Genomic DNA, 26,596 nt, shown 5'->3' with positions numbered 1-26,596 from the left:
TCCACTACGCTTTAACGTTGATGCCTCTGCCAAATCCAAGACCCTGAATTGTCGCTTGTTGAACCATTTCGGTTTCAAATTGAGACTCATTCACAGTATCGTCAGTGTTCACAGCATTACGATTGGATGACTGCTGCTGATTGCTTCCTTGTCCATGCTGCTGTTGAAACAGCTGCGCAGCTGATTGACCTTGCGAAACCTCAAGCTTATCTACCATAAGGCCTTGTGCTTGAAGCGCTGACCGCAGTTGAGCCATTTGATTATCCAGCATGTCCTTGGCCATTGCCGTATCTGTTTGGAAGATCGCGGTTAGAAGTCCATTTTGCATCGTTATTTTAACGTCTACTTGCCCTAAATGCTCTGGGTATAACATGAGCTTCGCTTCTGAAACGCCATTCAATGTGGTAAGATCAAATTTCTGTACGATCATACCTGTCATGGATTGGGCAAATTCATCAGCGACAACAAATGAAGTAGCTGCTGCATTAGCAACAAGAGAAGTAAACGTCCGCATTGTATCCGGATTGTTTGTTCCAAGCTGCATTTGCGGAATCAATTCAATAGAAGAGTCAGATACATCTGATGCGATTGCCTGCTCCATACCCTGAACTGCAGTTGTTAATAATGCAGGATGGGCGGTTTGCTGTGACAGTCGTTGCAATAGCGTACTAACGTCAGCTTGCTGTACATTTTGAGCCGTAAACAGTTGTTGTGTAAAAGCGGTCGATTTCGTATGAGTCTTAGTCGTATCCACCGGCTCGCCTTCCAAAATCGCTGTTAACGCCTTAAGCTGTTGTGCCACCAAAACCGTTGGCTCTTGCTGTCCAACCAATTTTGTTGTTCCCTGCTGCAGCATCACTTGCATTTGCAGCAACGTATCCTGCAGGCTTGATTTGATATTTACTGCATTCTTCCCCTCTAATGAAATAGAGGAATCTTCCTCACCGCTAGTCGGTTGACCAATCGGTTGCTGAATGACAGGCACTGGAATGCCAAGCAGAGCAAGCAAAGCATTCATTTGATCAAGCACGTCTTCCAACTGTTGGAGCTGCTGATCATCTTCAAGAGAAGCCTTGCCGTCTTCACCATTTGTTGCATCCAATTGCGCTAGCAAACCATCGATGATTGACATGAGGTCAGATAATGTTGGTGCTGCAGCAGCGCCATCCACCAAAGCCATAGCTTCCTTAGATACGTTTGCAACTAAAGGTGCAGCTTGTGTCTGACTGCTGCTGCCAGCAGTTTCGCTATTAATTTGCTGCACTAACGTTTTCTGAAACGCTGCTCCGCTTGTATTGCCGCTCGCTTGTCCAGTTGTTGTACCTTGTGCTTGCGGTTGTACTACAGCAACTTGTGAAATGTTCATTTCCATTTTTCTCACCTCCTTTCAAATAGAGGGAAAACATAAGGTCAGACATTAACTTCCTGTCATTAATTTAGCTACAATTTTTGCTGTAGTCGTTTCATTAATTCCAGACATTTCTGCAATAATGGATGATCTTGTTTGATTATCCACCGCATTTAAAATCCGAAGCACTTTACTTGGACTCACATCTATCATTTTGATTAGAAGCTCTGCAGCGCTCTTTGCATTCATAGCTGTAAACGTTGCACTTAATTGCTCTTGATCAAGAACAGAGGAAGCAGGCTTCGTTGTTGGCGATTTCTGCGAATCAAGTCTTGCTTGAAGCGCGGCAATTTGCAAATCCTTTGCCTGCACGTTATCCTTCAGCTTCATCGCTGCATCAGCTGCCGTCTGAGGATTCATCTTCTCCATAATGCGCACTCGATCATCAGGCCGCATATTTGCAAATACGAGCACCATTTCATCTAAAGTCATACTTTGCAAGATTGGAGCAGCTTTACTTGGCGTAATTTTAGAAAACATGCTTGCCAGTTCTTGAATTTTCGCTTGATACTGCTCATCCTCAAGCAATTGATCATCGTTTACACCTTTAAGCTGGATGTTATCACTTTCCAAGTCCTTTACTTCTTGCTCAAGCGTCGCTTTCGTTTGATTCGCAGCTGCCAGTTCGCTTTCAATTGCAGTAAGCTGTGTTTGCAAATCTGCTATTTTTGCTGACATATTCGCTGTCTTCAAAGCATCATCATTTCCAGGCCCGCCTGCAACCTTTGGCTCGGGAAGCACGTCTTTTAGAAAGGGAACTGAGTTTCCGGCTTCCAGCATTTTATTGCGGAAATCAATATTGAACAAGGTGTACAAAACACCGAGCAATACGATTGCGAATAAAATTGGTGTCATCAAAAACATAATTCTCTCTAGCGTGCTATATCCTTGCTTTTCATTATCCATACCCGCCAATTCCACTCACTCCCTCTAGCCGGTGTCACGCATCACTTTATGGGGTTGGTATCATGAAACGGACGCTTGCCATCTCATCTAGTTCGTTCTGCTCTTTGATTTGCATCGCATACTGGAACCGATCACGCGCATGATCTTTTGCTTTAAGCCACACTTTCTCATCTTTCATCTTGTCTGAAAGCTTAAGTCGGCTTTGCTCAACCGCCTTCTGTGCATGCAACACATCTTTCAATTTGCTTGTAATGCAAGTGACCAAATAGTCCAAATAGTGCTGAATAACTTGAAGCTCAGATAAAGGAACAGCAGTCTGTGAAGATTCAAGCAGCTTGCTTTCCCATTCTTGCTGCTTCGCACGCAATTGCTCTAACGACAATTCTTCAGCCGCTAGAGCACCAATGGCCGATGAAAGAATCCATTCCGCCTGTGTTTTTTCACTAGATTTTAAATCAACAACCTTTTGAAAAGTATAACGAAACGATGCCATCTCGTGATTCAACTCCTGTAGAAGTCATTAATTAAACGACTTTGCGCTTCCTCTAAGCTCACCTTTTCATTGGTCTTTTGCTTTGTGTAGCTTTGAATCGGTTCAATAAATTCTAGCGCCATATCAATTTCTACATTTGATCCTCGTTGGTACGCCCCTATATTGATCAGGTCTTCCGAATCTTTATATGTAGCTAGCATTTTTTTTAGTTCATTCGCCGCATCTTGCTGTTCTTCTGTGACAATTTCCTTCATAACACGGCTGACAGAAGCTAAAACATCGATGGCAGGAAAATGACCCTTATGCGCTAGCTGACGACTTAAAACGATATGACCATCTAATATTCCGCGGACAGCATCCGCGATAGGTTCATTCATATCGTCACCATCAACAAGAACGGTGTAGAAGGCGGTTATAGAGCCTGTTGGCCCTGTCCCTGCACGTTCCAGAAGCTTTGGCAGTGCAGCGAATACAGAAGGTGTGTAACCTCTAGTAGCAGGCGGTTCACCAATAGCCAGACCTACTTCACGAAGAGCCATTGCATACCTTGTAACGGAATCCATCATCAACATAACGTCCAGACCGCGATCACGGAAATATTCAGCAATGGATGTCGCAATTAATGCGCCCTTCATGCGAATGAGTGCTGGTTGATCTGAAGTTGCAACAATAACGACCGAACGGGACAAGCCTTCTGGGCCAAGATCCTTCTCGATAAATTCAAGCACTTCACGACCACGCTCGCCGATCAACGCAATTACGTTAACATCAGCTGAAGTATTGCGAGCAATCATACCAAGCAGTGTACTTTTCCCTACACCGGATCCGGCGAATATGCCTACACGCTGACCACGCCCGACGGTAAGAAGCCCATCGATCGCTCTTACACCGATACCGAGTGGTTCAACGACGCGTGGCCGTTTAAGCGGATTGCTTGGTTCATTATAAGTAGAATAATGCGGCATACGCCTTGGCAAAAATGAACCATCCAGCGGATTTCCAAGCCCATCGAGCACTTTACCGAGCAGCTCTGATCCGACTTGAACAGTCAAAGGTTTGCCTGTACCTACAACATCACAGCCCGGGCTAATGGACTGAAGATCACCGAGAGGCATTAATATTACTTTATTATCACGAAAACCAACGACCTCTGCCTTGATAGGCTTTGCGCCTTTGGAAGGATAAATAAAGCAAACATCGCCAATGCTCGCATCAGGTCCTTCTGACTCCACGGTTAGGCCGATGACCTGAGTAACTTTGCCATTGACCCGAACGGGATCAAGCGGCTGCAAATGCTCGATATACTTAAGCACATCTAGATTATTCACTATCATAGGCTTGACCTCGTTCTTCGCCACTATGATGAGCAAGATGTATTAATTCTTTTTTGATCTCAGCAAGCTGCGTGTCAATTCGAGCGTCTATGCTGCCAAATGAAGAGCGAATGACACAACCATTGTCTTTAACCGTCGAGTCAGGCAAAATTTGCAATTCCGCTTGAGAATCGATGGCCATATGAAGCTCTTCTCTAGCCGCTTGCACGAATGCAAGCTGTCCAGGTGCAACACATAGAGTAATAACTCCTTGCTCTCTGCGTCTAGACAATGATTTGCGAATGAGCTCGATTGCCATTTCAGGAGCCGTTGATAGCTGCTGCCCAATAATTTTTTCGGCAATCGCACAGCTTAGTTCAACAAGAAAGGGTTCTGCTTCCTGAATGATTTGTTCTCTCATTTGAAATGCAGTTTTTAGCACATCCGATGCTTCAGCCAGCTTTTGCTCCCAGATCTCACGCATTTCCTTTTCGGATTGCGCGGCTCCTTCGGCATAACCAAGCTCATAGCCTGATTGCCTGGATGCTTCTGATGCTGATTCATCTTCTGTACGTTTTTCAAGCCACCATACATCGATTTGCTGCTGTGTATCAGCAAGAAGCTTTTCACTTTCTTCTGCTGCATCACGCAGTCTCTCTTCTGCATATAGCTGAGCATCATTTAATATTTGATCTCGCAAAGTTATCGTTTCTTCATCAGGAACGGGTTCCATATCCTCTTCCTGATCCAGCGATTCATTGATTTCAAGATTCCGTTGATGCAGCCATTCGAGCTGCTTCAATTGATCAAGAGTAATCACACTCGAAGATTTGATCAAATTAGACAATGATATCGTCTCCTCCACCACGGGCGATGATGATTTCACCTGACTCTTCTAATCTGCGAATCGTAGCAACAATGCGTGTTTGCGCTTCTTCAACATCACGAAGCCGCACTGGTCCCATAAATTCCATTTCTTCTTTGAATGTTTCGGCCATACGCTTCGACATATTGCGGAAGATCGCTTCTCTAACTTCTTCACTTGCCACTTTAAGCGCAAGCTGAAGATCGGAATTCTCGATATCGCGAATGATTCGTTGAATGGAGCGATTGTCGATATTGACAATGTCCTCGAAAACGAACATCCGTTTTTTGATTTCTTCTGCAAGCTCTGGATCTTGAATTTCAAGCGCATCGAGAATCGTACGCTCCGTCCCGCGATCGACACCATTCAATATTTGAACGATAGAGTCGATACCGCCAGCATTCGTGTAATCCTGGGTAACGGTTGCGGACAGTTTTTGTTCAAGCACTCTTTCTACCTGCGAAATGACTTCTGGCGATGTGCTATCCATCAAAGCAATTCGCCTCGCAACCTCTGCTTGTTTCTCTTGCGGCAGCGATGAAAGAATGTGCGAAGACTGCTCCGATTGCAAATACGATAATACCAAAGCAATCGTCTGCGAGTTCTCATTTTGAATAAAGTTCAAAATTTGTGTAGGTTCCGCTTTTCTAGCGAAGTCAAATGGTCTTACTTGAAGCGTTGCCGTTAACCGGTTAATAACTTCAAGAGCTTTTTGTTCACCAAGCGCTTTCTCCAAAATGTCTTTGGCATAAGAAATGCCGCCTTGCGTGATATACTCTTGAGCCATACAGATTTGGTGGAACTCGCTTAAAATCGTTTCACGATCACTACTGTCCACTTTACGGACATTTGCGATTTCAAGTGTTAGCTGTTCAATTTCTTCATCTCTTAAATGCTTGAATATTTGAGAGGATACATCAGGTCCAAGCGTAATAAGTAAAATGGCAGCTTTCTGTCGACCAGATAATCCTTGCATTGATTTTGACACATGAACCACCTCTATTCATCCACAAGCCATGTGCGAAGAAGGTTAACGAACTCATCCGGTTTTCGTTTGGCAAGTGTTTCAAGATTTTTTCTAGCCTGACTGTCGTTGTTGACACTTTCCAAATCAAGAGTTGGATATTCCACTTTAGCTGGAGCAACCAATTCGATTTCTTCCTCGGCAACCTTCTTGCGTCTGCGTGCTAACATGTAGATGAGTCCGCCAATGATAGCAAGAGCAGCAACACCAATTCCGATAATCCAAGGTGTTGATAGTAGGCTCGATTCCTTAGCAGAACTGCTTCCAGAAAATGTTCTTGCAATAAGAGCAACTTTTTTCTCTATCAATGCGTCATTGGTTACATCTTGACCAGAATCAGCTAGTTGTGCGCGCACCAATGCAGTCAAATATGTCATAATGGCCGTTCTGCTTGCTTCATCATTCATTTGTGACTGTTCGATGCCGATACTAATAGAAAGGTCTTTTAAAACAAAAGGTCCGGATTCGATGTTGTTGTTGATTCGAGTCACATCATAATTCCGAATGGTCGAGTTCGATTCTGAAGAATTGCTGCCCGTCGCAGCCGCTTCGTAGCCTGGTACGTCAGTTTCTCCAGTTCCAGCAACACCGCCAGCGTCTCCTGAATTGCCAGTCGAAGTACTGTTATTCAGCTGTTCACTAATGATAATGCCGTTATTGTTGTTATTGTCTAGCGGCTTCACAACAGATTCCTGCGATGTCTTCTTATCGAAGTTCATGCTGCTAGAAACTTGAACGACTAAATTATCAGCTCCAACGATTGTTCCTAGAAACTGCTGGATATTTTTCTTGAGCTCAGCCTCATATTTGCGCTGAATGACGAATTGGGACTCAACCGCATCTGAATTATTAGCTATTCCGCCAGCAACATCAGAGTAGATTAATTCGCCTTGAGGACTTGAGATCGTAATATCCTTAATTGCCAAATCCGGAACCGCTGTTTTTACCAGGTTGTAATAGCCGTCGATTTCCTTCTGACTTGGACGATAGCCAGACACGAATTTCATCATAATCGATGCTGATGCTTGCTCCGCGTCTTCTGCAGATAGAAATACACTTTCTTTTGGCAAGTTAACCAAAACCTTCGAACTGTCCACACCTTGCATCGCATTCAGCAACTGTTGAACTTCACCGTTCAAAGCATTCAAATATTTTACATTGAATTCATTTTCGGTTGTGCCAAACTGGCTTGAGCTTGCATTAAATGCTTCAAAACCAATGGAACCGTTTTGAACTAAACCTTGAGAACCTACATCTACTTTTATTCGTGCTGCATCTGTGCTCGGTACTGAAATGCTTTTCCCATTGTTGCTGAGCTGGTAAGGTATTCCGCTTCCGTCTAAGTAAGTCATAATAGCAGCTGCGTCTGTTGTATCCAAACCTTGAAAAGCAATTTCGTATTCCGTTCTCGTAAATACAATTGTTAACAAAATAATTGCTAACAATAGTCCACTAATAGATGCCCCCAACCAAATTTTTTGTTTTCTGCCCGTCTGGCTCCATAATTGTGTAAGCCTACCTCGAAACTGGGCGATTCTCTCGTTCACATTTTCACCTCACCCAAATACTATGCTAGGTCTTCATGATGGTTAAATTTGCATCCGCATCATTTCTTGATATGCCTCGACCATTTTGTTGCGGACTTGTGAGGTAAGCTGCAAACTTAGTTGCGCCTGCTCAGAAGCAATTAAAACCTTTGAAACGTCAACCTGACCTATTAAGTATTTGTCGTTAAGCTTATGAACGTTCTTTTCCTGATCACTTACATTATTAATTGCCGTTTCTAGATATTGACCAAATGATTGCGTCAATTGTGCCGGAGTCGCTTCTTGAACCGATTTAGTTTCAATGAGTTTGGTTGGCTGAACCGGGCTAAGCGACATCGCTTGTATCATCATTACTCCCCCAATACTTCATATGGAATTGTTAATCAATTACTTTCCTATTTCTAGTGCCTTAATAAACATTGATTTGGTAGCGTTTAGCGCGGTTACGTTTGCTTCGTAAGATCTTGTAGCTGCAATCATATCTACCATTTCCTTCGTTACATCCACATTCGGCATATTTACATAGCCGTTTGCATCAGCATCAGGATGCGTTGGATTATAAATGAGCTTGTTTGGCGATTGATCCTCTTTAATTCTCGTTACTTTAACTCCTTGAGCAGCGGAGTTTTCATTCATTTGCTGAGAAAGCACATTTGAGAAGGACTGCTGCAGAGGTTCAATGACAACCATCTTTCGCTTGTACGGCTGGAATTGTCCATTTACAAAACTGCCTCTCGTCGTTTCAGCATTCGCTATATTAGAAGAAATTACATCCATCCGCAGTCTTTGTGCTGATAGAGCCGAAGCGCTGATATCAAACCCTGTGGACAATTTCATCGTTAAGCTCTCCCTTCAATCGCTGTGCGCATCATTCTTACCTCATGATTAATCTGTTGGACATAAAAGTTGTAGCTTAATTGGTTTTTAGCTAGCAAAGACATCTCACGATCGACATCAACATTATTTTCATTGTTGTTCATCGAAGTTGTTTCATCGGTAATAAGTTTGGGTATAGGTACATTAGAAGAACCTGCTCCAATAGCAATATGCTTTTGATTCGTTCGTTTGCCGATCAATTGCCCTTGCGTATTTCCCATGGATTGCTCTAATAATTCCTCAAACAAAACCTCTGACCGTTTGAAATGCGGCGTATCACCGTTTGCCACATTGTTAGAAATGACGCGCTGCCGCATTTCAGCTGCTTGAAGCGCACCTTCCATTCTTCCAAATGCTGCGCCATTCAACAAATTCACGTAGTTTCACCACTTTCACATAGGGGATCTTCTTAACGTATTCAACAGATTACTGCTCATTCCTTCTTTGTTCGACAGTAAATATTAAAAAAATGAGATACATGTGTCGATTTTTGCCGACATGATAATATTCAACAATTTCCTAAATTATTACAATAAGAAAAAAGCCCTATCTTTAAAATCAGATAGGGCAAAAATGGTCTAAACGTCCTATAATTATCGCTTCATCTTATCTAATTCTTGCAATAATTGGTGATTTAATATTTTAATGTATGTGCCTTTCATGCCTAATGACCTTGTTTCTATGACACCAGCACTCTCCAGCTTCCTAAGCGCATTTACAATAACTGAACGAGTAATTCCTACTCGGTCAGCGATCTTCGATGCGACAAGCAAACCTTCCTTGCCATCAAGCTCCTCGAAAATATGCTCGACCGCTTCTAATTCGCTAAATGACAACGAACCGACCGCAACGGCAACGACTGCACGACTGCGAACCTCTTGCTCAATCTCATCCGCGCGCTCCCGTAAAATCTCCATGCCAACAATCGTTGAACCATATTCAGCTAAAATAAGGTCATCGTCATCGAAAGTACCGGATAAACGGGTCAGGACCAACGTACCTAGACGATCTCCTCCGCCAATAATAGGTACAACCGTCATAATTTCTTGATCACCTAACCGCGGAAAAGTTTCGTAAATTCCCGAATCTGGCTTCACATTCGTCATCGATTCCTGCATATCAAGAAACCGAACGTTGCTCTCTTGCGGGAAACGAAGCTCATCAGCTGATAACGTTCGCATGAAATCGTGATCAAACGCATCTACTGCGGAGCAGCCAAGTATTTTACCTCTCCGGCTGACGACAAACACATTGGTTTGAATCGTTGTACAAAGTACTTCTGCCATTTCCCTGAAACTCAGCGCTTTGCCAGCTGCGCGTTGCAACAACCGGTTCAGCGTTCTAGTCTTCGTTAGTAAAGTCATTCTAATGCCTCCCAAAACTCATAACAACTACAGTATATATTGACTCAAATCGCGATTTTGCGCAATGCTTCCGAGTTTTTCTCGAACGTATTCCGGCGTAATCGTCATTTTTTCGAGCGACAGCTCAGGCGCTTCAAAAGATAGATCCTCCAGCAGCTTCTCCAAAATCGTATGCAAGCGACGCGCGCCAATATTTTCAGTATTGCGGTTAACATCTGCGGCAATGGACGCAAGCTCACGAATCGCCTCATCCGTAAATTCGATCTGAATGCCTTCCGTTTCAAGTAGAGCTGAATACTGCTTCGTTAAAGCATTTTTTGGTTCTTTCAAAATACTTACAAAATCGTCCAAGCTAAGACTAGTCAGCTCTACCCGGATCGGGAAACGACCTTGAAGCTCTGGTATCAAATCCGAAGGTTTGGCAACATGAAACGCGCCAGCAGCGATAAACAACACATAATCCGTTTTAACGGGACCATATTTTGTCATGACAGTAGAGCCTTCAACGATAGGCAAAATATCACGTTGAACACCTTCCCTAGATACATCTGGGCCAGATCCACGTGATGGGCTCGCAATTTTGTCAATTTCATCTATGAAAATAATGCCAGATTGCTCAGCTCTTGTAATCGATTCGGTAATGACATCATCCATATCGATTATTTTGTTAGCTTCCTCCTGCGTCAACACCTTGCGAGCTTCCTTTACAGGCAGCTTGCGCTTCTTCGGCTTCTTCGGCATTAATTGACCGAACAGCTCCTGCATATTCATGCCCATGCCCTCTGGACCCTGGCCTGAAAGCATATCCATCATATTAGGTGAGGAGTCCTCTACCTCAATTTCAATGATTTCGTTTTCCAGCTTGCCAGCCGCGAGCTGCTCTTTAATTTGCGAACGTTTTTGAAAGAGCGCATTTTCCACTTCCGGCTCTTCCTTTTGCTCTTCTGATTGCTGTTGATTGCCAAACAACATTTCAAATGGATTTTTTTGCGATTTAGCCTTAGCCGTTGACGGAGCAAGCAAAGAAACGATGCGATCATTAGCTAGCTTTTCTGCTCTGTCTTTTACTTTTTCCGTTTTTTCTGTTTTCACCATACGTATAGCTGTTTCCACTAGATCGCGGACCATTGATTCAACATCACGGCCTACATATCCGACCTCAGTAAATTTCGTCGCTTCTAGTTTCACAAATGGTGCCTTAACCAGCTTTGCCAAGCGGCGTGCGATTTCCGTTTTACCTACTCCGGTAGGTCCGATCATCAAAATATTTTTCGGAACGATTTCATCGCGCAGCGTTTCATCGAGCAAACTTCTCCGGTAACGATTGCGAAGCGCAATGGCTACAGAACGTTTCGCTGGTTTTTGCCCAACAATATACTTATCAAGCTCCGCTACGATCTGACGAGGCGTCAGTGCATCATTTCCCATTATAAAATCCCTCCGATTTCTATTCTTCGCTAAGACTTTCCGAAGTTTGGCCTTCTATCCAAAATCCTGTTACTCGATTTATACGATCTCTTCAACAATAATATTATGATTCGTGAATACACAAATTTCTGCCGCTATTTCTAGCGATGAACGTGCGATATCCTTTGCTTCCATTTGAGGTGCATGACGCTGAAGCGCTCTTGCTGCCGATAATGCGAAGCTGCCGCCTGAGCCGATTGCTAGAATGCCGTCATCTGGCTCAATGATCTCACCGTTGCCTGAAATAAGCAGCAAGCCGGTTTTATCCATAACGAGCATCATCGCTTCCAATCTACGAAGGACACGGTCTGAACGCCATTCCTTGGCAAGCTCAACAGCTGAGCGCTGCAAGTTGCCGTGATGCTCCTCCAGCTTTGCCTCAAACTTCTCGAACAAAGTAATGGCATCTGCAACTGATCCTGCAAAACCTGCGACGACTTGACCGCGATAAAGCCTTCTTACTTTTTTAGCAGAGTTTTTCATGACCATGCTATTCCCAAAAGTGACCTGACCATCCCCGGCAATTGCACCTTTTCCCTCATGACGAACTGCGCAAATCGTTGTAGCGTGAAATTGCATTTCCATTGCTTTGCCTCCTCAAGGTTCCAAATAATTAAATTGCCATGCCTTCATTACGCAATATTATTGCAAATGTTCCTTTTTAAATTGCTCAATACCTTCCAAAGCGCGATTCGCAATCATTTCGTTCTTTTCTTTTTTGCTGCGGATCTTCTTCTCAAGCGGTGGAAATAAACCGAAATTAGCATTCATCGGTTGGAAATGCTTGAAATCGGCTGTTGTAATATAATGAGCCATACTGCCAAGCGTAGTTTGCTCCGGCAATACGAGTGGTTCAAGATCTCGAGCTAATCTTGCAGCGTTGATTCCAGCAATCAAGCCGGAAGCAGCAGATTCCACATAACCTTCAACACCGGTCATCTGGCCTGCAAAAAATAAGGTCTCGCGGTTGTTAAGCTGATAGGTAGGCTTAAGCAAACGAGGTGAATTGATAAACGTATTACGATGCATAACGCCGAAACGAACAAACTCAGCATTTTCCAGACCTGGTATTAATGAGAAGACGCGTTTTTGCTCTCCCCATTTGAGATGAGTCTGGAATCCAACTAGGTTGTATAATGTTCCAGCAGCGTTATCCTGACGAAGCTGAATTACAGCATGTGGCAGCTCACCCGTGTGCGGATTTACAAGTCCAACTGGCTTCATAGGTCCAAACAATACGGTTTGTTTGCCTCTGCTTGCCATAATCTCGATCGGCATACAGCCTTCAAAGTAGACTTCCTTCTCAAAATCTTTTACTTCTGCTTTCTCAGCTGTTGTCAGTGCTTCGTGGAAAATTTCAAATTCTTCTTCTGTCATTGGACAGTTCAAATAAGCAGCCTCACCTTTATCGTAACGGGAAGCTAAATAAACCTTGCTCATATCGATCGAATCTTTTTCAACGATTGGCGCTGCAGCATCATAGAAATAAAAATACTCTTCGCCCAGCAGCTCTTGAATTTGTGAAGACAAGCCCGGTGCTGTCAGTGGGCCTGTAGCAATAACAACAATTCCATCCTTCGGAATTTCTGTTACCTCTTCATTCCGTACTTCAACAAGTGGATGCTCATGCAGTCTGCGAGTAACTTCACCAGAGAAACCGTCGCGGTCAACCGCCAGCGCTCCTCCCGCAGGTACAGCGTGCTGATCAGCACAGCTCAAAATAAGCGAGTCTAGTCGGCGCATCTCTTCCTTTAAAACTCCAACAGCATTTGCAAGACCATTAGAACGTAAGCTATTGCTGCATACAAGCTCTGCAAATTGATTCGTATGATGAGCAGGTGTTTTTGTGACTGGACGCATTTCATACAAAACGACAGGTACTCCTTGTGATGCAATTTGCCATGCTGCCTCGCTGCCTGCTAGTCCTGCTCCGATGACGGTTACTTTTTGTGGTTGTGACAAAATATATTCAATCCTTTCAGATATAGTTCACGTAGGTTGACCTTTGGCGCTACTACCTTGCCTTCAAAGGTTTTTTTATTGTAAATTAATAATTTCGAACCTTCCAATAATTTCAAACATTTTGAATGTTGTGAAGTTTTTCAACTTTAAAACTTTATAAGCTTTTTGAAGGATGAAAGAGCTTTTAGAGCCTTTCATGCTTTACAAAACTTTTAAAACACTTTTTGTATTTTAAAACATTTTTACAACAATTTTATAACAGTTTTACAAGCATTTTAAAACATTCAATTCCTTTTTAAACATCAAACCTTTTAAAACTTCAAATCCTTTTAAAACTTAAAACTCCCACAAGCTTTTCGAACCCACCCAAACCCTCCCTTCCAAGGGAGGGCCCCAAGGACTGCGTCCTCTGGACACCTGCAATTGGACTAACCTCTGTGTTAAACAGTCGGTTATCCATCCCAATGCCGTAAGATCGCTTCCGTCACTTCGTGACACGCTTCCAGCTTGCGCTAACATAGATCTCATCCATCAGTTCGTGATACGAGTTCAGCTTGCGCAAACTTTTTTATCACATGACTAAAAAATAGTAGAAGCTTAGGCGCGATTTGAGCGATTTAAGCCATTTGAATCATCAGAATGATTGAAACCATTATAAATCGATTACAGCAGCTTAATAGCCCGTTTAACAACGGTGTCCCCCCTTTGTGAAGGGAGGACGGGTATGGCGGTTGTCATTCGATTCTGTAGTATGGTTGCTAATGCTAGCTCATGCTTAATTAATCCGTATCAGTACCTTGCTCGTCTTCATCCAATACCTCTTCGGAATAATCACATGTTGGGCAAAGCAGCTTTGCTCCGCTGCGATTGCGCTTTTCAACAAGCTTGGACTCGCCGCATTGCGGGCAAGGTTTGTTCGTCGGTTTATCCCATGACACATAATCACAGCCGGGATATTGATCACAGCCATAAAATATACGTCCCTTTTTGCTCCGACGCTCAATGATTTTGCCTTCTGCGCATTTCGGACATGTCACACCGATATCCTTGACGATCGGTTTCGTGTTACGGCAATCCGGGAAGCCCGAGCACGCAAGAAACTTGCCAAATCGGCCCATCTTATAGACAAGGTGGCGTCCGCACTTCTCACAAAGCTCATCAGACACTTCGTCTTGAATTTCAATTTCCTTCATTTCATCTTCGGCAACTTCTAATCTTTTCTCAAAGGATTCGTAAAATGTAGCGAGCACCTTTACCCAATCCTCTGTACCTTCTTCCACATGGTCGAGGTTGCCTTCCATGTTCGCTGTAAACTCCGCATCCAAAATTTCAGGGAAAAACTCTTCCATGAGCTGAATGACAAGATCTCCAAGCTCAGTTGGCATGAATTTTTTCTCTTCCATTGCAATGTATCCGCGCTTCTGAATCGTTTCCAGTGTCGGCGCATACGTACTTGGACGACCTATACCGAGCTCCTCAAGCGTCTTTACTAGTCGTGCCTCCGAAAAACGTGGCGGCGGCTGCGTAAAATGCTGTTTTGGATCTATCGATTCTGATTGAATGACATCTCCAGCGGCTAGCGGCGGCAAGAACTTATGCTCTTCAACCGTGCCGTCATCGTTGCCTTCCACATATACCTTCATAAAGCCGGCAAATTTCACTTTAGAACCAGTAGCTCTAAACGTTGTATCGCCTGCCTGCAAATCCACAGTCATCGTGTCGAGCACTGCCGACTGCATCTGACTCGATACGAAACGTTCCCATACGAGCTTATACAGTCGCAGCTGATCACGACTCAAGAACGGTTTCATTGATTCGGGATCTCTTAATATGGACGTTGGCCGAATCGCTTCATGCGCGTCTTGAGCGTTGCTGTTTTTCTTTGTGTAAATGCGTGGTTGTTCAGGCACAAAAGCTTCGCCATACTTCTCAGATATGAATTCTTTCGCTTCTTCTTGAGCGATAGGCGAGATGCGCGTAGAATCGGTTCTCATATAAGTAATTAAACCGACTGTTCCTTCTTTACCCAGCTCAACGCCTTCATACAGCTGCTGTGCTACTGACATCGTCTTAGAAGCCCGGAAGCCAAGTTTCCTTGCCGCTTCCTGTTGAAGGGAGCTCGTTATAAATGGAGGCGCTGGATTGCGTAGACGCTCCTTCTCTCTCACGTCAGAGACTGTGAGCTTGCTGCCCTTCATCGCTTGGAGAACTTCCTCAACGTCAGCTTCCTTGCCTAACTCACGTTTTTCTCCAAGAATGGAATGATATTTCGCATCAAAAGGAATTCCTGCATGAGTCAGCTTCGCAGTGATGGACCAGTATTCCTCAGGGATGAATGCATCGATTTCGTTCTCACGATCGATGATGAGCTTAACGGCAACCGATTGAACCCTGCCGGCAGACAAGCCCTTCTTCACTTTTTTCCAAAGGAGCGGACTAATCTTGTAACCAACCAATCGGTCCAAAATCCGTCTCGCCTGCTGCGCGTTAACTAAATCCATATTAATCTTTCGCGGTGTCTTAAAAGCATCCTTCACGGCCTGTTTCGTAATTTCATTAAATACAACGCGGCAAGTATCAGTCTCATCCAGCTCCAAATAATGCGCCAAATGCCAAGCAATCGCTTCACCTTCGCGATCCGGATCGGCTGCTAGAAAGACATGTTTTACTTTTTTGCTGGCATCCTTCAATTCCTTGAGAATGCTGCCTTTGCCGCGTATGGTTATGTATTTAGGATTAAAATCATTTTCAACCTCGACGCCGATCTGGCTTTTGGGCAAATCGCGAATATGTCCCATAGAAGCTTTAACGATATATTTACTACCAAGATATTTACCAATCGTTTTGGCTTTCGCGGGTGATTCGACGATAACTAAAGAATCTGCCATGTAAGGCGCCTCCTCTCTCCATTGCAAGCTATAAAGCAATATATATTGATCCGGGCTGCAATTCAATTTTGCGTTTTATACATAAATTTAGCAGAAGTGCGTTCAAATGTCCAAACGGGAAGGCGGAGAGCTCGTGCAACTCATTAATAGATAAGGGCTGATCTCGCAAAAAAGCAATCAATTTACTCTCCTCAGGCGTGAGCTCTGGCTTATTTAATTCCTGTTCGGACTTGCTCGCTGCATCTGCTTCCTTGTAAGCTTTAAGCGCTTCCGGCAGCCAATTCAGCTCATCGATAATATCTTCAACGCAGCTAATAAGCTTTGCTTCTCCGCGTTTGATGAGCGCATTTGGCCCCTCACTCTTTGGCGATGAGTTTGGACCGGGTACAGCAAACAACTCCCGAGACATGTCCATCGCATGCTGTGCTGTTATCAGAGAGCCGCTCTTCGTTGCGCCTTCCACAATAACCGTTCCTACAGATAATGCCGCAATAATACGATTGCGCTGTGGAAATTGTCCAGGATGCAGCGGAGTACCGATCGGCGTTTCTGAGACGAGCAAGCCATGCTCGGCAATTTTGTGAAACAATGATAGATTCTCAGTTGGATAACACTTATCAATAGGCGTAGGAAGAACAGCAATCGTTCCTCCCGCTCCGTACAACGCTGCTTCATGAGCTTTGCTATCGACACCTTTGGCTAGGCCGCTAACCACCGTCAAGCCTGCAGAGGAAAGCTCCTGTGCCAGCGTAGTCGCTGATTGCCTGCCATATGCGGTCGGCACTCTTGTACCTACTACTGCAATTGCTGGACGCTGCAGCAGCTCAAGACGTCCTCTAGCATACAAGACCCAAGGCGGCTGTGCAATCTCTCTTAAAATTTTCGGATATTCGGTATCATAAGGCGTTAATGCGATTGCATTTACTGCAGCAACTGCTTCTGACGGATCTTCTGTCAAAATCCATGGCCGCTCTGCATAACGTTCAGCCGCTGCTTTCGCTTGACCACGATGCAGGCCTATAGCAAGTAAATCTTCTATGCTCCATGATCGTTTATTCCAAAATTCATGGTGAACAGCCTTCTGAATTGCATGCCATCCTATGCCAGGAATTTCGTGAAAGGCAATAACCATTTGTCTACGAATATCTTGTTTTTTAGTCATCAGTACCAAGCCCCTTCTCTACTCGGGCTGGCCTACATACTTATCTATTGTGCGGTAGATAGCATAAGAATGCAAGTCAGCCGATAAAATAATGGCAATCCGCAAAAAAAAAAGCAACCTTCCAACTCCCGTTATCGGGTCGTTGAAAGGTTGCTTACCTTAGATCAAACTATATAATTATTTGCGAGTGATACATTTTTCAAGAAGGCCTTGCTCTTCAAGAACACTCACAAGCGTTGAACCCATCTCAGATGGTGTTGGAGCTACTTTAATGCCGCAAGCTTCAAGCGTTGCGATTTTTTCAGCAGCTGTTCCTTTACCACCGGAAATGATTGCGCCAGCATGTCCCATCCGTTTGCCCGGAGGCGCTGTTGCGCCGCCAATGAAGCCGACAACTGGTTTTTTCATGTTTGCTTTAATCCACTCAGCAGCTTCTTCCTCTGCTGTACCGCCGATTTCACCAATCATGATTACCGCGTAGGTATCTGGATCTTCATTGAAAAGATTCAAGATATCGATAAACTCAGAGCCCTTAACCGGGTCGCCGCCGATTCCTACTGCAGAAGATTGTCCAATTCCACGAGTCGTCAATTGATGAACCGCTTCATAAGTCAATGTTCCTGAGCGAGAAATTACGCCAACATGTCCAGCTGTATGAATGTAACCAGGCATAATGCCGATTTTGCATTCATCCGGCGTAATTACGCCTGGGCAGTTAGGTCCGATAAGAACGGTTTTGCTGCCGTCCATGTAACGTTTAACTTTTACCATATCAAGCACGGGAATGCCTTCTGTAATACAGATAACAAGATCAAGCTCAGCGTCAACCGCTTCCATGATTGCATCTGCAGCAAATGCAGGTGGTACATAGATAACTGAAGCATTAGCGCCAGTAGCAGCTTTTGCTTGAGCAACCGTGTTGAAAACAGGCAATGATACGAGCGTGCCGTTATCAAGTGTAATATCAACGTTTGTGCCACCTTTACCAGGTGTTACGCCGCCGACCATTTGCGTACCGTATTCCAATCCGCCTTTGGTATGGAACAAGCCAGTTGCTCCTGTAATACCTTGGGTAATGACTTTTGTATCTTTATTAACCAAAATGCTCACTCTTAACTCACATCCCCTGAATGAATTCGTATGCGGCCTATGCCACACAGCAAGTTATCTTATTTCACGAGAGCGACAATCTTCTGCGCGCCGTCCGCCATGGAATCCGCAGCCACGATGTTCAATCCCGATTCTTTCAAAATAGTTTTGCCGAGGTCTACGTTAGTACCTTCTAGACGAACAACGAGCGGACGGTCAAGACCGACTTGCTTCGCTGCTTCGACAACGCCATTTGCAATTACGTCACAACGCATAATGCCGCCGAAAATGTTAACGAAAATACCTTTAACTTTTTCATCAGACAAAATGATTTTGAACGCTTCTGTTACCTTCTCAGCTGTAGCACCGCCCCCTACGTCTAGGAAGTTGGCAGGGTCGCCGCCGTAATATTTGATAATATCCATTGTTGCCATCGCTAGGCCTGCACCGTTGACCAAGCAACCGATGTTGCCGTCAAGAGCGATGTAGCTAAGGTCGTATTTGGACGCTTCAATTTCTTTTGCGTCTTCTTCTTCCAAATCGCGAAGCTCAACGATATCTTTGTGACGATAAAGAGCGTTTGAGTCGAAGTTCAATTTAGCATCAAGAGCAATAACTTGTCCGTCGCCAGTTACAACAAGCGGATTGATTTCTGCAATGGATGCATCTTTCTCAACAAAAGCGGTGTAAAGAGAAATCATGAACTTAACTGCTTTGTTAACAAGCTCATTAGGAATGTTGATTGCATAAGCTAGTTTGCGCGCTTGGAACGCTTGCAAGCCAACAGCAGGATCAACGATCTCCTTAATGATTTTCTCCGGGGAGTGTTCAGCAACTTCTTCAATCTCAGTGCCGCCCTCTTCCGAAGCCATCATAACGACACGACCTGTACCACGGTCTAATACTACGCCGATATAATATTCTTTCTTAATGTCGCAGCCTTCTTCGATCAGAAGACGTTTGACTTCCTTGCCTTCTGGACCTGTTTGATGCGTAACAAGCACTTTACCTAGAATCTCACTAGCATAAGCGCGCACTTCATCAAGATTTTTTGCTACTTTAACTCCGCCCGCTTTACCACGGCCGCCAGCGTGAATTTGTGCTTTCACGACAACAACCTTTGTTCCGAGCGATTTAGCCGCTTCAACAGCTTCGTCTACAGTGAAGGCTACTTTACCTTCAGGTACGACGACACCATACTGTTTAAGGACCGCTTTCCCTTGATATTCATGGATATTCATTGTTGAAATCCTCCATTTCACAGACTGAAATCAGTCATATGTACACAAACCTCTATTATTGTAGCACCTTTCCCCGCCAGTTACCTTACTTTCACACATAATTAATACGGCTTTTTTGATATGGGTTTCATCTCAAAATGAGATTAAAGCGATAAAACCAGCTGAAATGCTCGTTTTATAAGGGAAAATACCACGCCATTTAGTATGACCCAATCCTAAAAATCATACCCGAAACATTTTAAATATTGACAATGCGAAGATAACTAAATTATGATATTGGCAAATTCATAACGATGGAACGGAATCGTAAGGAAGCACCTTCATTCACACATATGGGGGTGCTTTTTGTCGTGTTTAGTTTAATTCAGAGCGCAAGCGTTTATGGAGTAGATGGTAAAAGCATTTCAGTTGAGGTTGATATTTCCAGCGGCCTGCCTCAAATCAACGTAGTGGGTTTGCCTGATCCTGCTGTTCGCGAATCTGTTGAACGTGTTCGAGCCGCTCTAAAAAATAGTGGTTTTACTTTTCCTATGGACAGAATTACGGTTAATCTAGCTCCTGCCGACTTGCGCAAGGAAGGCACATCCTTTGATTTAGCCATTGCGGCGGGCATCTTAACTGCAAGCGGACAAATTAGCGTTGCCCCTTTTGAGAATACGCTTCTTCTTGGAGAGCTCTCACTTAACGGCAATGTCCGTCCGGTAGCCGGTGTACTTGCCATGATTGAACAAGCGAAACGACTTGGCTTTACGCGTGTCTTACTGCCTGTAGCGAACGTCAAGGAAGCCATCTGGATTTCTGATATGGAATTGTTTGCGTTAAGCCACCTGAAAGAGCTTGATTTAATCAAAAAGAAACAATCCGACTGGAACGATATTCGTGTCGATCATAGAAACGATTCCAGCTTTAGTCAAAGTGAAAACAAAGCATATCTAGATAAGCAAGATGAAATTGGTGATTATGGAGATGTTATCGGTCAGCATCAAGCCAAACGAGCTATGCTTATAGCCGCGGCTGGCAAACACAATATTTTGCTCAGCGGACCTCCTGGCACGGGTAAAACGATGATGATTCGGCGTCTTCCGGGGATATTGCCCTTATTGACTGAACAAGAAGCGCTGGAGGTTACGAAAATATATAGTGTAGCTGGCAAGCTGCTGGATAGCTCCCACGGCCTTATTACTCATCCACCATTTCGCGCTCCGCATCATACCATATCGTCCGGCGGACTGATCGGCGGCGGCTCTATCCCGAAGCCGGGAGAAGTTACACTCGCTCATCGCGGCGTGTTGTTTCTTGATGAATTGCCAGAATTTCCGAGACAGGTGCTTGAGGTTTTGAGACAGCCGCTGGAGGATCGTATAGTAACCATTTCCCGCTCCAAAGCTGTATTCCAGTTTCCAGCCAGCATTATGCTGGCTGCCTCCTTTAATCCATGTCCATGCGGCTATTATGGGCATGAGTATGGCGACAAACGCTGCACTTGCAGCGCTACACTCATTAGCCGTTATCGATCTAAAATATCAGGGCCATTGCTTGATCGAATAGATTTACAGCTAGAAGTGCCAAGACCTATTTCTCTAGAGCATGCTTCAACTGGCCCATCACTTAATACTGCCCAAATGAAGCAGCTAGTGCTGGGTGCATATGCCTTTAAACAAGATCGCACAGCAGGCATCAGTCTCAATCCTATTGGATCATTAAACGGCGCTGCCCTTCGAAGGTCTGTAAATATAAAGCCAGAAGCCGCAAGCCTGCTGGAAAGTGCTTTTGAAGCGCTTGGAATCAGTATGCGGGCATACGATAGAATGCTGAAGCTGGCACGCACCATAGCCGATCTTGAAGCAAGCGACGCAGTCGATACAATGCATATCGCGGAAGCTATTCAATATCGCGGGCTTGATAAGCCGCTTTCATAATAAAAAAACTTTCTCTGTAGGTTAGCTCCCGTCAGAGAAAGTCCAATTTGTTACCCTTTTAGAACGCTGCCTCAAAATGCTTAAAAGAAGTGACGATCTCATCTGCACGGCTCAACGTTATCGCAACTACATCAAAGCGAATGGATGCATCTGAGCGCCCGACACTGCGTAAATAAACTTGAGCCGCTTCCCTAACCTTCTGTTGCTTGCGATAATCCACCGACTCCGCGGCTGTGCCGTATTTGCCGCCTTCTTTTCTCGTACGCACCTCTACAAATACAAATCTATCAGAATGTTCAGCAATAATATCAATTTCTCCTATTCTACATCGCCAATTCCGCGTGAGAATATTATAATTAGCTTCTATTAAATACAAACAAGCTGCTTCCTCGCCAAGCTGACCCGTAGCTTTCCTATTATCTAGTTTCCGCGTCCCATTCGCTCTTCCCTCATCATCACCCATCTATCATTTCCCTCGCTTTTCGGTCAGAACGATAAACAAAGCTTAAAATTTCTGCGACGAGCGTATACAGCTCACCCGGGATTTCTTGATCGATATCAAGCTTAGAGAGCACTTCTACTAATGAGGAATCCTCTTGAACAGGAATGCCATTTTCCTTCGCTTTCTCAAGGATGAGATCCGCTAAATGCCCTTTCCCTTTAGCAACCATAACCGGAGCAGTGCGCTCGCCTGGCTCGTATTTTAAAGCGACTGCTTTCCTGACTTTCGTTTGTGGCTGATTTTCACTCTGATCGCTGCTCATATACGATAATCGACTCCTTTGTAACGATTGGCTGCAAAGGCGCTCATATCCGTCATTTGCTGGTTCTTAACTGCTGCTGATGCTGCTTCCACCTTCGATTCCCCCGCTTTGGGAAGCGGAGTTGTTCGCAGTGAAAGCAGCTGATAACCTGCTTGCTGAAGGCTGGCAGCAATTTCATTTCGAGATCCTTCTGCAAGCGATGAGATTGCAGGATGATCATTCCACAAGTTTAAACTTACAATTTTGTCCATCACATTTACATCAACCATCGTATCGCCCAGCGTATTCATCGACAAATTAAAGAGCAATCTGCAATTCGAAGCGTCAAGCTCTCCTTTTCGTCCTCTTCTTGTCTGAATGTGAACCGAAGCGGTTTGTTTGCCGTCTGCGTTATTGATTGGAATAAACATCGTCACATGCGTGAGAACGGAGCTGTTCCGCTCAGGAGTAAGCAAAAGCTGCTGGCCTGTTATTTGCTGTACAAGCTGCTGCGCTGTCTCTTTGAGAGCAGGAGGTGTATGATCCGATGAAACAAGAGCTAGCAAGGCACTTTTCAATGATTCCTGCTGAGCAGGCGGAGAAGAATCTGTCATTGGAATGCTGTCTGCAACGGTCGAAAGAACCGCTAAGGCTGCTCGTTCAACCATATGCTTTTGATCCGGCAGCCTTGCTTGCTGAGAATCAGCGGTTTCAAACTCTGCTGCTTTTGCCAGCATTACGGTTGGAGCAGCTTCTTTGTTGTTAGCCTCGACGATAGGAGTCTGCAGCGGTGGTGCTGAAGCATACGTTACAGTCGCCGGCTTCGCAGCAGTTTCCGTTGTTGCTGGCTGAGAAGCCGGCGCTTGCTGACTCAATTGAGTATCCGCTGTAAAAACTTTGGCAAGCTGAAGCTCATGATCGACGCCCATCCATTTCATCATCTGTCCCAGCCAGTTGGGCTGACTTGACTGACTGGCTAATGCTCTAGCCGCATGAGGATTAGCTTGTTGATCCGGAGCTTCGTCCTCAGACATAGCGACAGGTGCTGCTGTTGCCTGCGGCAAGTCCGTTTTGACGATTTGCGCGTTTAATTGCTTTGCAGTCGGAATGTCCTTTGTAACGGCTTCTCCTGATCTTGCTGCACCAGACTCAGCCGTCACTCCACGAAGCAGCTCGAGCCCTTCCGTCAGAAGCGCTTGCACACGTGCAGCTGCTTGAGTTGCGGCTTTTGTTTCAACTGTCCCTTCATCCGAAACACTCGTGAATGAAGTAATTTGCTGCTGCAACGTCTCAAGCAGCTCATGCGTGCTGCGCCCGAACATAACCTGCTGCATCGCACCTACAGTAGCACCAGTCATAGGCAGCCCTCTTTTAAAGGTTGCGGCAGCGGACTGCATCCATTGCTCCGCATCTCCACCAGCCGGCATCGCGGATGCAGCCTGTTGAAAGGCTTGCGCAACATCGCGGTTCAGAATCACGCCTTCCTTCCGCAAATCCTTTACGATCTGCGCTGCCCATTTCTGCTCTGGCAACGCCAGCTGTTTAGCCCATTCCTTGAACGTATCATCAGGCAATCCCACTTGACCAGGTTCAACCTGTTTAAGCATTACAAGCGCTCCGCTTGATTGAGGCTGCACTTGGAGCATTGCTGATTGTCCCACTTGAAGCGGCAGCTCTAGCTTCGCACGCACTTGTACACCGTTAATTTGTACGAGCGCTTCGTTATTTTCCATCACCTGCAAGATGACGCCTCTTACCACTTGTCCAACTTTAAGCTCCACAGCTCGTGTATCCGCACTAGAAGCCTCTCCTAAGAAGCTTCGCATCATTTGACTTATATTCATTTGTTCATTCGCCTCCGTTGCTCCAGCGCCATTCTATGCGTTTGCTCTTTGCACTTAAGCGAGCTCTTTACATATGCATGTACGACTTCATTAAACCTATAAGCCTTATATCGGTCAAAATGAGCAAAGCTTGTAGCCGTTCTCCCCAAAAAACAGCACAAAAACAAAATAACGCCCGATAATTACACTAGGCATCTTTTGCCTCGCACAATCAATCGAGCGTCATATAATATGTGCTGCGAGATGCAGCTAGAAGAGAAGCAGCTGCTCCTCTGTAAATAAATTGCCGAGAAACGATCTGCGATGCAGAGGACTTGGTCCATTAGCTAGCAATCGCTCCCGATGAAGCTTCGTTGCATATCCCTTGTGTATAGCAATGCCATAAGCTGGATATTCCTGCTCCCATTCGGTCACACAAAGCCTATCGCGCGTAACCTTGGCAACGATAGAGGCTGCAGCGATCGATTGGCTTGTAGCATCCCCTTTAATGATCGAGAGCTGCGGCAGACTAACATCGACCTTCTCCGCATCAACAAGCAAATAGTCAGAAGGAACCTGTAACGATTCCACTGCAATTTTCATTGCAAGCCTAGCTGCCTGCTTAATATTGATTCGATCAACCGTTTCAGCATCAACACGAGCAGCCGACCACGCTACACATTCCTGCAAAATAATATCATACAGCTGGTCACGCTTTTTCTCGGAAAGCTTCTTGGAGTCGTTAACCCCTTCAATCACAAGCCCTGGCGGTAAAATAACGGCAGCTGCCACGACGTCTCCGAACAAGCAGCCTCGGCCAACCTCATCTACACCAGCAATCGCTTTAAATCCTTCTTCCCATAACGACTGTTCATATTGCAGCACGTTACGTTCCCCCGTTTCACATCAATAAGGTGGCGCTTCGAGCGTAATTCTTCCTAGCTTGCCTGAGCGCAAATCACGCAAAATGATTCCGGATGTTTTCTCCAAATCGACGTGTCCACCGCTAACAAGGCAGCCTCTCCGACGTCCGATATCTTCCATCACACGCACGATTTCATCTGAATCCGTAGCGTCCTTAGGTGGCGTATCAAGCTCATAACGCTCTTTCATGTTAGGCCAGTAACGATCTACCAGCTCACGCATTGCAAAAAAGGCAATATCGTCAACGTTCAAAATTTGCTCTCTAATGGCACCTGTCATAGCAAGCCTGTATCCGACGAGCTCGTCTTCAAACTTTGGCCACAATATGCCCGGTGTATCGAGCAATTCCATTTCAGTTCCAATCTTAATCCATTGTTGTCCCTTCGTAACGCCAGGACGGTCGCCGGTTAAAGCAATAGCGCGTCCAGCGAGCTTGTTGATCAACGTGGATTTCCCGACATTCGGTATACCTACAATAAGTCCGCGAATTGCACGCGGATTTATGCCTTTTGCAATTTGACGTGCAATTTTCTCATGCAAAATTTGCTTTGCCTTGAGCGGAACCTCATTTACCTTTGTGCCTGTTGAGGAATCAATTGCGATCGATTCATGGCCTTCATTACGGAAATAAGCCATCCATTGCTCTGTCGTTTTTGGATCAGCCAAGTCGGATTTGTTTAATACGATCAATCTTGGCTTGCCGTTCAAAATTTCCTCAATCATCGGATTACGGCTAGATAGTGGAACCCGTGCATCCAATAGTTCGATGGCAAGATCGATTAGTTTGAGCTTGTCTTGTATTTGCCGTTTCGCCCGCGTCATATGACCCGGAAACCATTGAATGGTCATTTACTCACCTCATTTAGTCCAGTGCTTTATAAACTCTAGTTTGTTCAGCGGCCAAAAAATAATATCGGCACGTCCAACAACCTCTTTATCCGATACAAATCCGATAACCCTGCTATCTGTACTATCGCTGCGATTGTCGCCAAGTGCAAAAATCGTGTCCTCAGGAACAGTGATTTCAGATACATCGGAATTTATTCCTTTTTCGTTGTATAACTTGCCTTCGGCATGTGCTGCCGCAATTGCTTCTTTTAAATAAGGCTCGTCTATTTTTTTATCATTAATATAAAGGTCATCGCCTTCAAGTCGAATTTTATCACCCGGTACGCCAATCACTCGTTTTATAAATTTTCGGCCTTGCTCTGGAACATCAAACACTACGACCTCACCAAATTTCGGTTCGCGTATCGTATACAAAATTTTATTTACTATTAACCGTTCGCCGGTCTCGAAATTAGGCTTCATGGAAGGTCCGTCGACGATGAATGGTGAAAACAAAAATTGACGAATGAGAAATACGAGAACGACCGCAATGACTAAAGCCTTGATCCATTCTACGACTTCTTTATAAGCTCCGCCCTGTTTTCCTGAGCCGGATGCATGGGCTGCTGCACGGTTTGGTAAATTCTGCTCAATGTCCGCATGTTCCTGCGTATTTTTCATTTCATGATCATTGCCATTGTCCAGCCCGTCATTTCGCTGCTGTGAGTCCATTCAGTCCGCCTTCTTCCCATAT

The 26,596-nt window shown here is 44.8% G+C and carries 25 protein-coding genes; 1 reads left to right on the top strand and 24 read right to left on the bottom strand.

Features of this window, described 5'->3' with window-relative positions:
- Positions 1-4: 4 nt before the first annotated feature.
- The 18 genes from AC1DOV_RS14615 to sucC form a co-directional block, all read right to left on the bottom strand.
- The gene (locus AC1DOV_RS14615; protein ID WP_477550290.1) at positions 5-1,372 is read right to left on the bottom strand and encodes a flagellar hook-length control protein FliK; all 1,368 of its coding nucleotides are present in this window, start codon (positions 1,370-1,372) and stop codon (positions 5-7) included.
- A 45-nt stretch (positions 1,373-1,417) separates the two neighbouring features.
- Positions 1,418-2,314: a MotE family protein gene (locus AC1DOV_RS14610; RefSeq protein WP_441881439.1), complete on the bottom strand. Its 897-nt coding sequence runs from the start codon at positions 2,312-2,314 to the stop codon at positions 1,418-1,420.
- A gap of 46 nt (positions 2,315-2,360) precedes the next feature.
- Complete coding sequence (fliJ, locus tag AC1DOV_RS14605; RefSeq protein WP_477550289.1) at positions 2,361-2,807, bottom strand: flagellar export protein FliJ; 447 nt, start codon at positions 2,805-2,807, stop codon at positions 2,361-2,363.
- 8 nt (positions 2,808-2,815) lie between these two features.
- Complete coding sequence (fliI, locus tag AC1DOV_RS14600; protein ID WP_076269150.1) at positions 2,816-4,141, bottom strand: flagellar protein export ATPase FliI; 1,326 nt, start codon at positions 4,139-4,141, stop codon at positions 2,816-2,818.
- Positions 4,128-4,967 carry a FliH/SctL family protein gene (locus AC1DOV_RS14595; protein ID WP_477550288.1) on the bottom strand — a complete coding sequence of 280 codons (840 nt, stop codon included), beginning with the start codon at positions 4,965-4,967 and terminating at the stop codon, positions 4,128-4,130. Before AC1DOV_RS14595 ends, fliI begins: the two co-directional genes overlap by 14 nt.
- Positions 4,960-5,961: a flagellar motor switch protein FliG gene (fliG, locus tag AC1DOV_RS14590; protein WP_179089844.1), complete on the bottom strand. Its 1,002-nt coding sequence runs from the start codon at positions 5,959-5,961 to the stop codon at positions 4,960-4,962. The genes AC1DOV_RS14595 and fliG overlap by 8 nt, the downstream gene beginning before the upstream one ends.
- A gap of 23 nt (positions 5,962-5,984) precedes the next feature.
- Entirely contained in the window at positions 5,985-7,556 is a 1,572-nt protein-coding gene (gene fliF / locus AC1DOV_RS14585; protein WP_076269148.1) for a flagellar basal-body MS-ring/collar protein FliF, read from the bottom strand.
- A 42-nt stretch (positions 7,557-7,598) separates the two neighbouring features.
- Positions 7,599-7,904, bottom strand: coding sequence for a flagellar hook-basal body complex protein FliE (fliE, locus tag AC1DOV_RS14580; protein ID WP_076269147.1), 306 nt, complete (start codon positions 7,902-7,904; stop codon positions 7,599-7,601).
- Between the two features lie 39 nt (positions 7,905-7,943).
- Entirely contained in the window at positions 7,944-8,393 is a 450-nt protein-coding gene (flgC, locus tag AC1DOV_RS14575) for a flagellar basal body rod protein FlgC (protein ID WP_441881295.1), read from the bottom strand.
- Between the two features lie 2 nt (positions 8,394-8,395).
- A complete protein-coding gene (flgB, locus tag AC1DOV_RS14570; protein ID WP_339208914.1) occupies positions 8,396-8,809 on the bottom strand; it encodes a flagellar basal body rod protein FlgB in 414 nt (137 codons plus the stop codon).
- A 216-nt stretch (positions 8,810-9,025) separates the two neighbouring features.
- Positions 9,026-9,796 carry a GTP-sensing pleiotropic transcriptional regulator CodY gene (gene codY, locus AC1DOV_RS14565; protein WP_076269144.1) on the bottom strand — a complete coding sequence of 257 codons (771 nt, stop codon included), beginning with the start codon at positions 9,794-9,796 and terminating at the stop codon, positions 9,026-9,028.
- A gap of 27 nt (positions 9,797-9,823) precedes the next feature.
- Positions 9,824-11,224: an ATP-dependent protease ATPase subunit HslU gene (gene hslU, locus AC1DOV_RS14560; RefSeq protein ID WP_441881297.1), complete on the bottom strand. Its 1,401-nt coding sequence runs from the start codon at positions 11,222-11,224 to the stop codon at positions 9,824-9,826.
- A gap of 78 nt (positions 11,225-11,302) precedes the next feature.
- The gene (hslV, locus tag AC1DOV_RS14555) at positions 11,303-11,848 is read right to left on the bottom strand and encodes an ATP-dependent protease subunit HslV (RefSeq protein ID WP_076269142.1); all 546 of its coding nucleotides are present in this window, start codon (positions 11,846-11,848) and stop codon (positions 11,303-11,305) included.
- A gap of 57 nt (positions 11,849-11,905) precedes the next feature.
- Positions 11,906-13,225, bottom strand: a complete 1,320-nt coding sequence (gene trmFO / locus AC1DOV_RS14550; protein ID WP_076269141.1) for an FADH(2)-oxidizing methylenetetrahydrofolate--tRNA-(uracil(54)-C(5))-methyltransferase TrmFO — start codon at positions 13,223-13,225, stop codon at positions 11,906-11,908.
- 779 nt (positions 13,226-14,004) lie between these two features.
- Positions 14,005-16,113 carry a type I DNA topoisomerase gene (gene topA / locus AC1DOV_RS14545; protein WP_441881301.1) on the bottom strand — a complete coding sequence of 703 codons (2,109 nt, stop codon included), beginning with the start codon at positions 16,111-16,113 and terminating at the stop codon, positions 14,005-14,007.
- A 28-nt stretch (positions 16,114-16,141) separates the two neighbouring features.
- Complete coding sequence (gene dprA / locus AC1DOV_RS14540) at positions 16,142-17,275, bottom strand: DNA-processing protein DprA (protein WP_339208909.1); 1,134 nt, start codon at positions 17,273-17,275, stop codon at positions 16,142-16,144.
- Between the two features lie 177 nt (positions 17,276-17,452).
- Complete coding sequence (gene sucD / locus AC1DOV_RS14535; protein ID WP_053375706.1) at positions 17,453-18,385, bottom strand: succinate--CoA ligase subunit alpha; 933 nt, start codon at positions 18,383-18,385, stop codon at positions 17,453-17,455.
- A gap of 59 nt (positions 18,386-18,444) precedes the next feature.
- Positions 18,445-19,605 (bottom strand): ADP-forming succinate--CoA ligase subunit beta, encoded by a 1,161-nt coding sequence (gene sucC / locus AC1DOV_RS14530; protein WP_076268348.1) that lies wholly within the window; start codon positions 19,603-19,605, stop codon positions 18,445-18,447.
- 350 nt (positions 19,606-19,955) lie between these two features.
- Between sucC and AC1DOV_RS14525 the strand changes: the two genes are divergently transcribed.
- Positions 19,956-21,524: a YifB family Mg chelatase-like AAA ATPase gene (locus AC1DOV_RS14525; RefSeq protein WP_477550287.1), complete on the top strand. Its 1,569-nt coding sequence runs from the start codon at positions 19,956-19,958 to the stop codon at positions 21,522-21,524.
- 58 nt (positions 21,525-21,582) lie between these two features.
- On the opposite strand, the gene AC1DOV_RS14520 is transcribed toward AC1DOV_RS14525, so the two are convergent.
- From AC1DOV_RS14520 to lepB, 6 genes are all read right to left on the bottom strand, one after another.
- Positions 21,583-21,987 (bottom strand): YraN family protein, encoded by a 405-nt coding sequence (locus tag AC1DOV_RS14520; protein WP_441881306.1) that lies wholly within the window; start codon positions 21,985-21,987, stop codon positions 21,583-21,585.
- Positions 21,980-22,288 carry an EscU/YscU/HrcU family type III secretion system export apparatus switch protein gene (locus AC1DOV_RS14515; RefSeq protein ID WP_076268346.1) on the bottom strand — a complete coding sequence of 103 codons (309 nt, stop codon included), beginning with the start codon at positions 22,286-22,288 and terminating at the stop codon, positions 21,980-21,982. Before AC1DOV_RS14515 ends, AC1DOV_RS14520 begins: the two co-directional genes overlap by 8 nt.
- Complete coding sequence (locus AC1DOV_RS14510; RefSeq protein WP_477550286.1) at positions 22,285-24,111, bottom strand: hypothetical protein; 1,827 nt, start codon at positions 24,109-24,111, stop codon at positions 22,285-22,287. The genes AC1DOV_RS14515 and AC1DOV_RS14510 overlap by 4 nt, the downstream gene beginning before the upstream one ends.
- Positions 24,112-24,360: 249 nt before the next feature.
- Positions 24,361-24,975 (bottom strand): ribonuclease HII, encoded by a 615-nt coding sequence (locus AC1DOV_RS14505; RefSeq protein ID WP_076268344.1) that lies wholly within the window; start codon positions 24,973-24,975, stop codon positions 24,361-24,363.
- Positions 24,976-24,996: 21 nt separating this feature from the next.
- Positions 24,997-25,863, bottom strand: a complete 867-nt coding sequence (ylqF, locus tag AC1DOV_RS14500; RefSeq protein ID WP_477550285.1) for a ribosome biogenesis GTPase YlqF — start codon at positions 25,861-25,863, stop codon at positions 24,997-24,999.
- Between the two features lie 9 nt (positions 25,864-25,872).
- The gene (gene lepB, locus AC1DOV_RS14495; RefSeq protein ID WP_339208903.1) at positions 25,873-26,574 is read right to left on the bottom strand and encodes a signal peptidase I; all 702 of its coding nucleotides are present in this window, start codon (positions 26,572-26,574) and stop codon (positions 25,873-25,875) included.
- Between the last annotated feature and the right edge of the window lie 22 nt (positions 26,575-26,596).

It is taken from the genome of Paenibacillus sp. 01T47, assembly GCF_056398245.1.
Note: the sequence above shows the minus strand (reverse complement) of the source record. Positions and strands in the feature narration are given on the sequence as shown.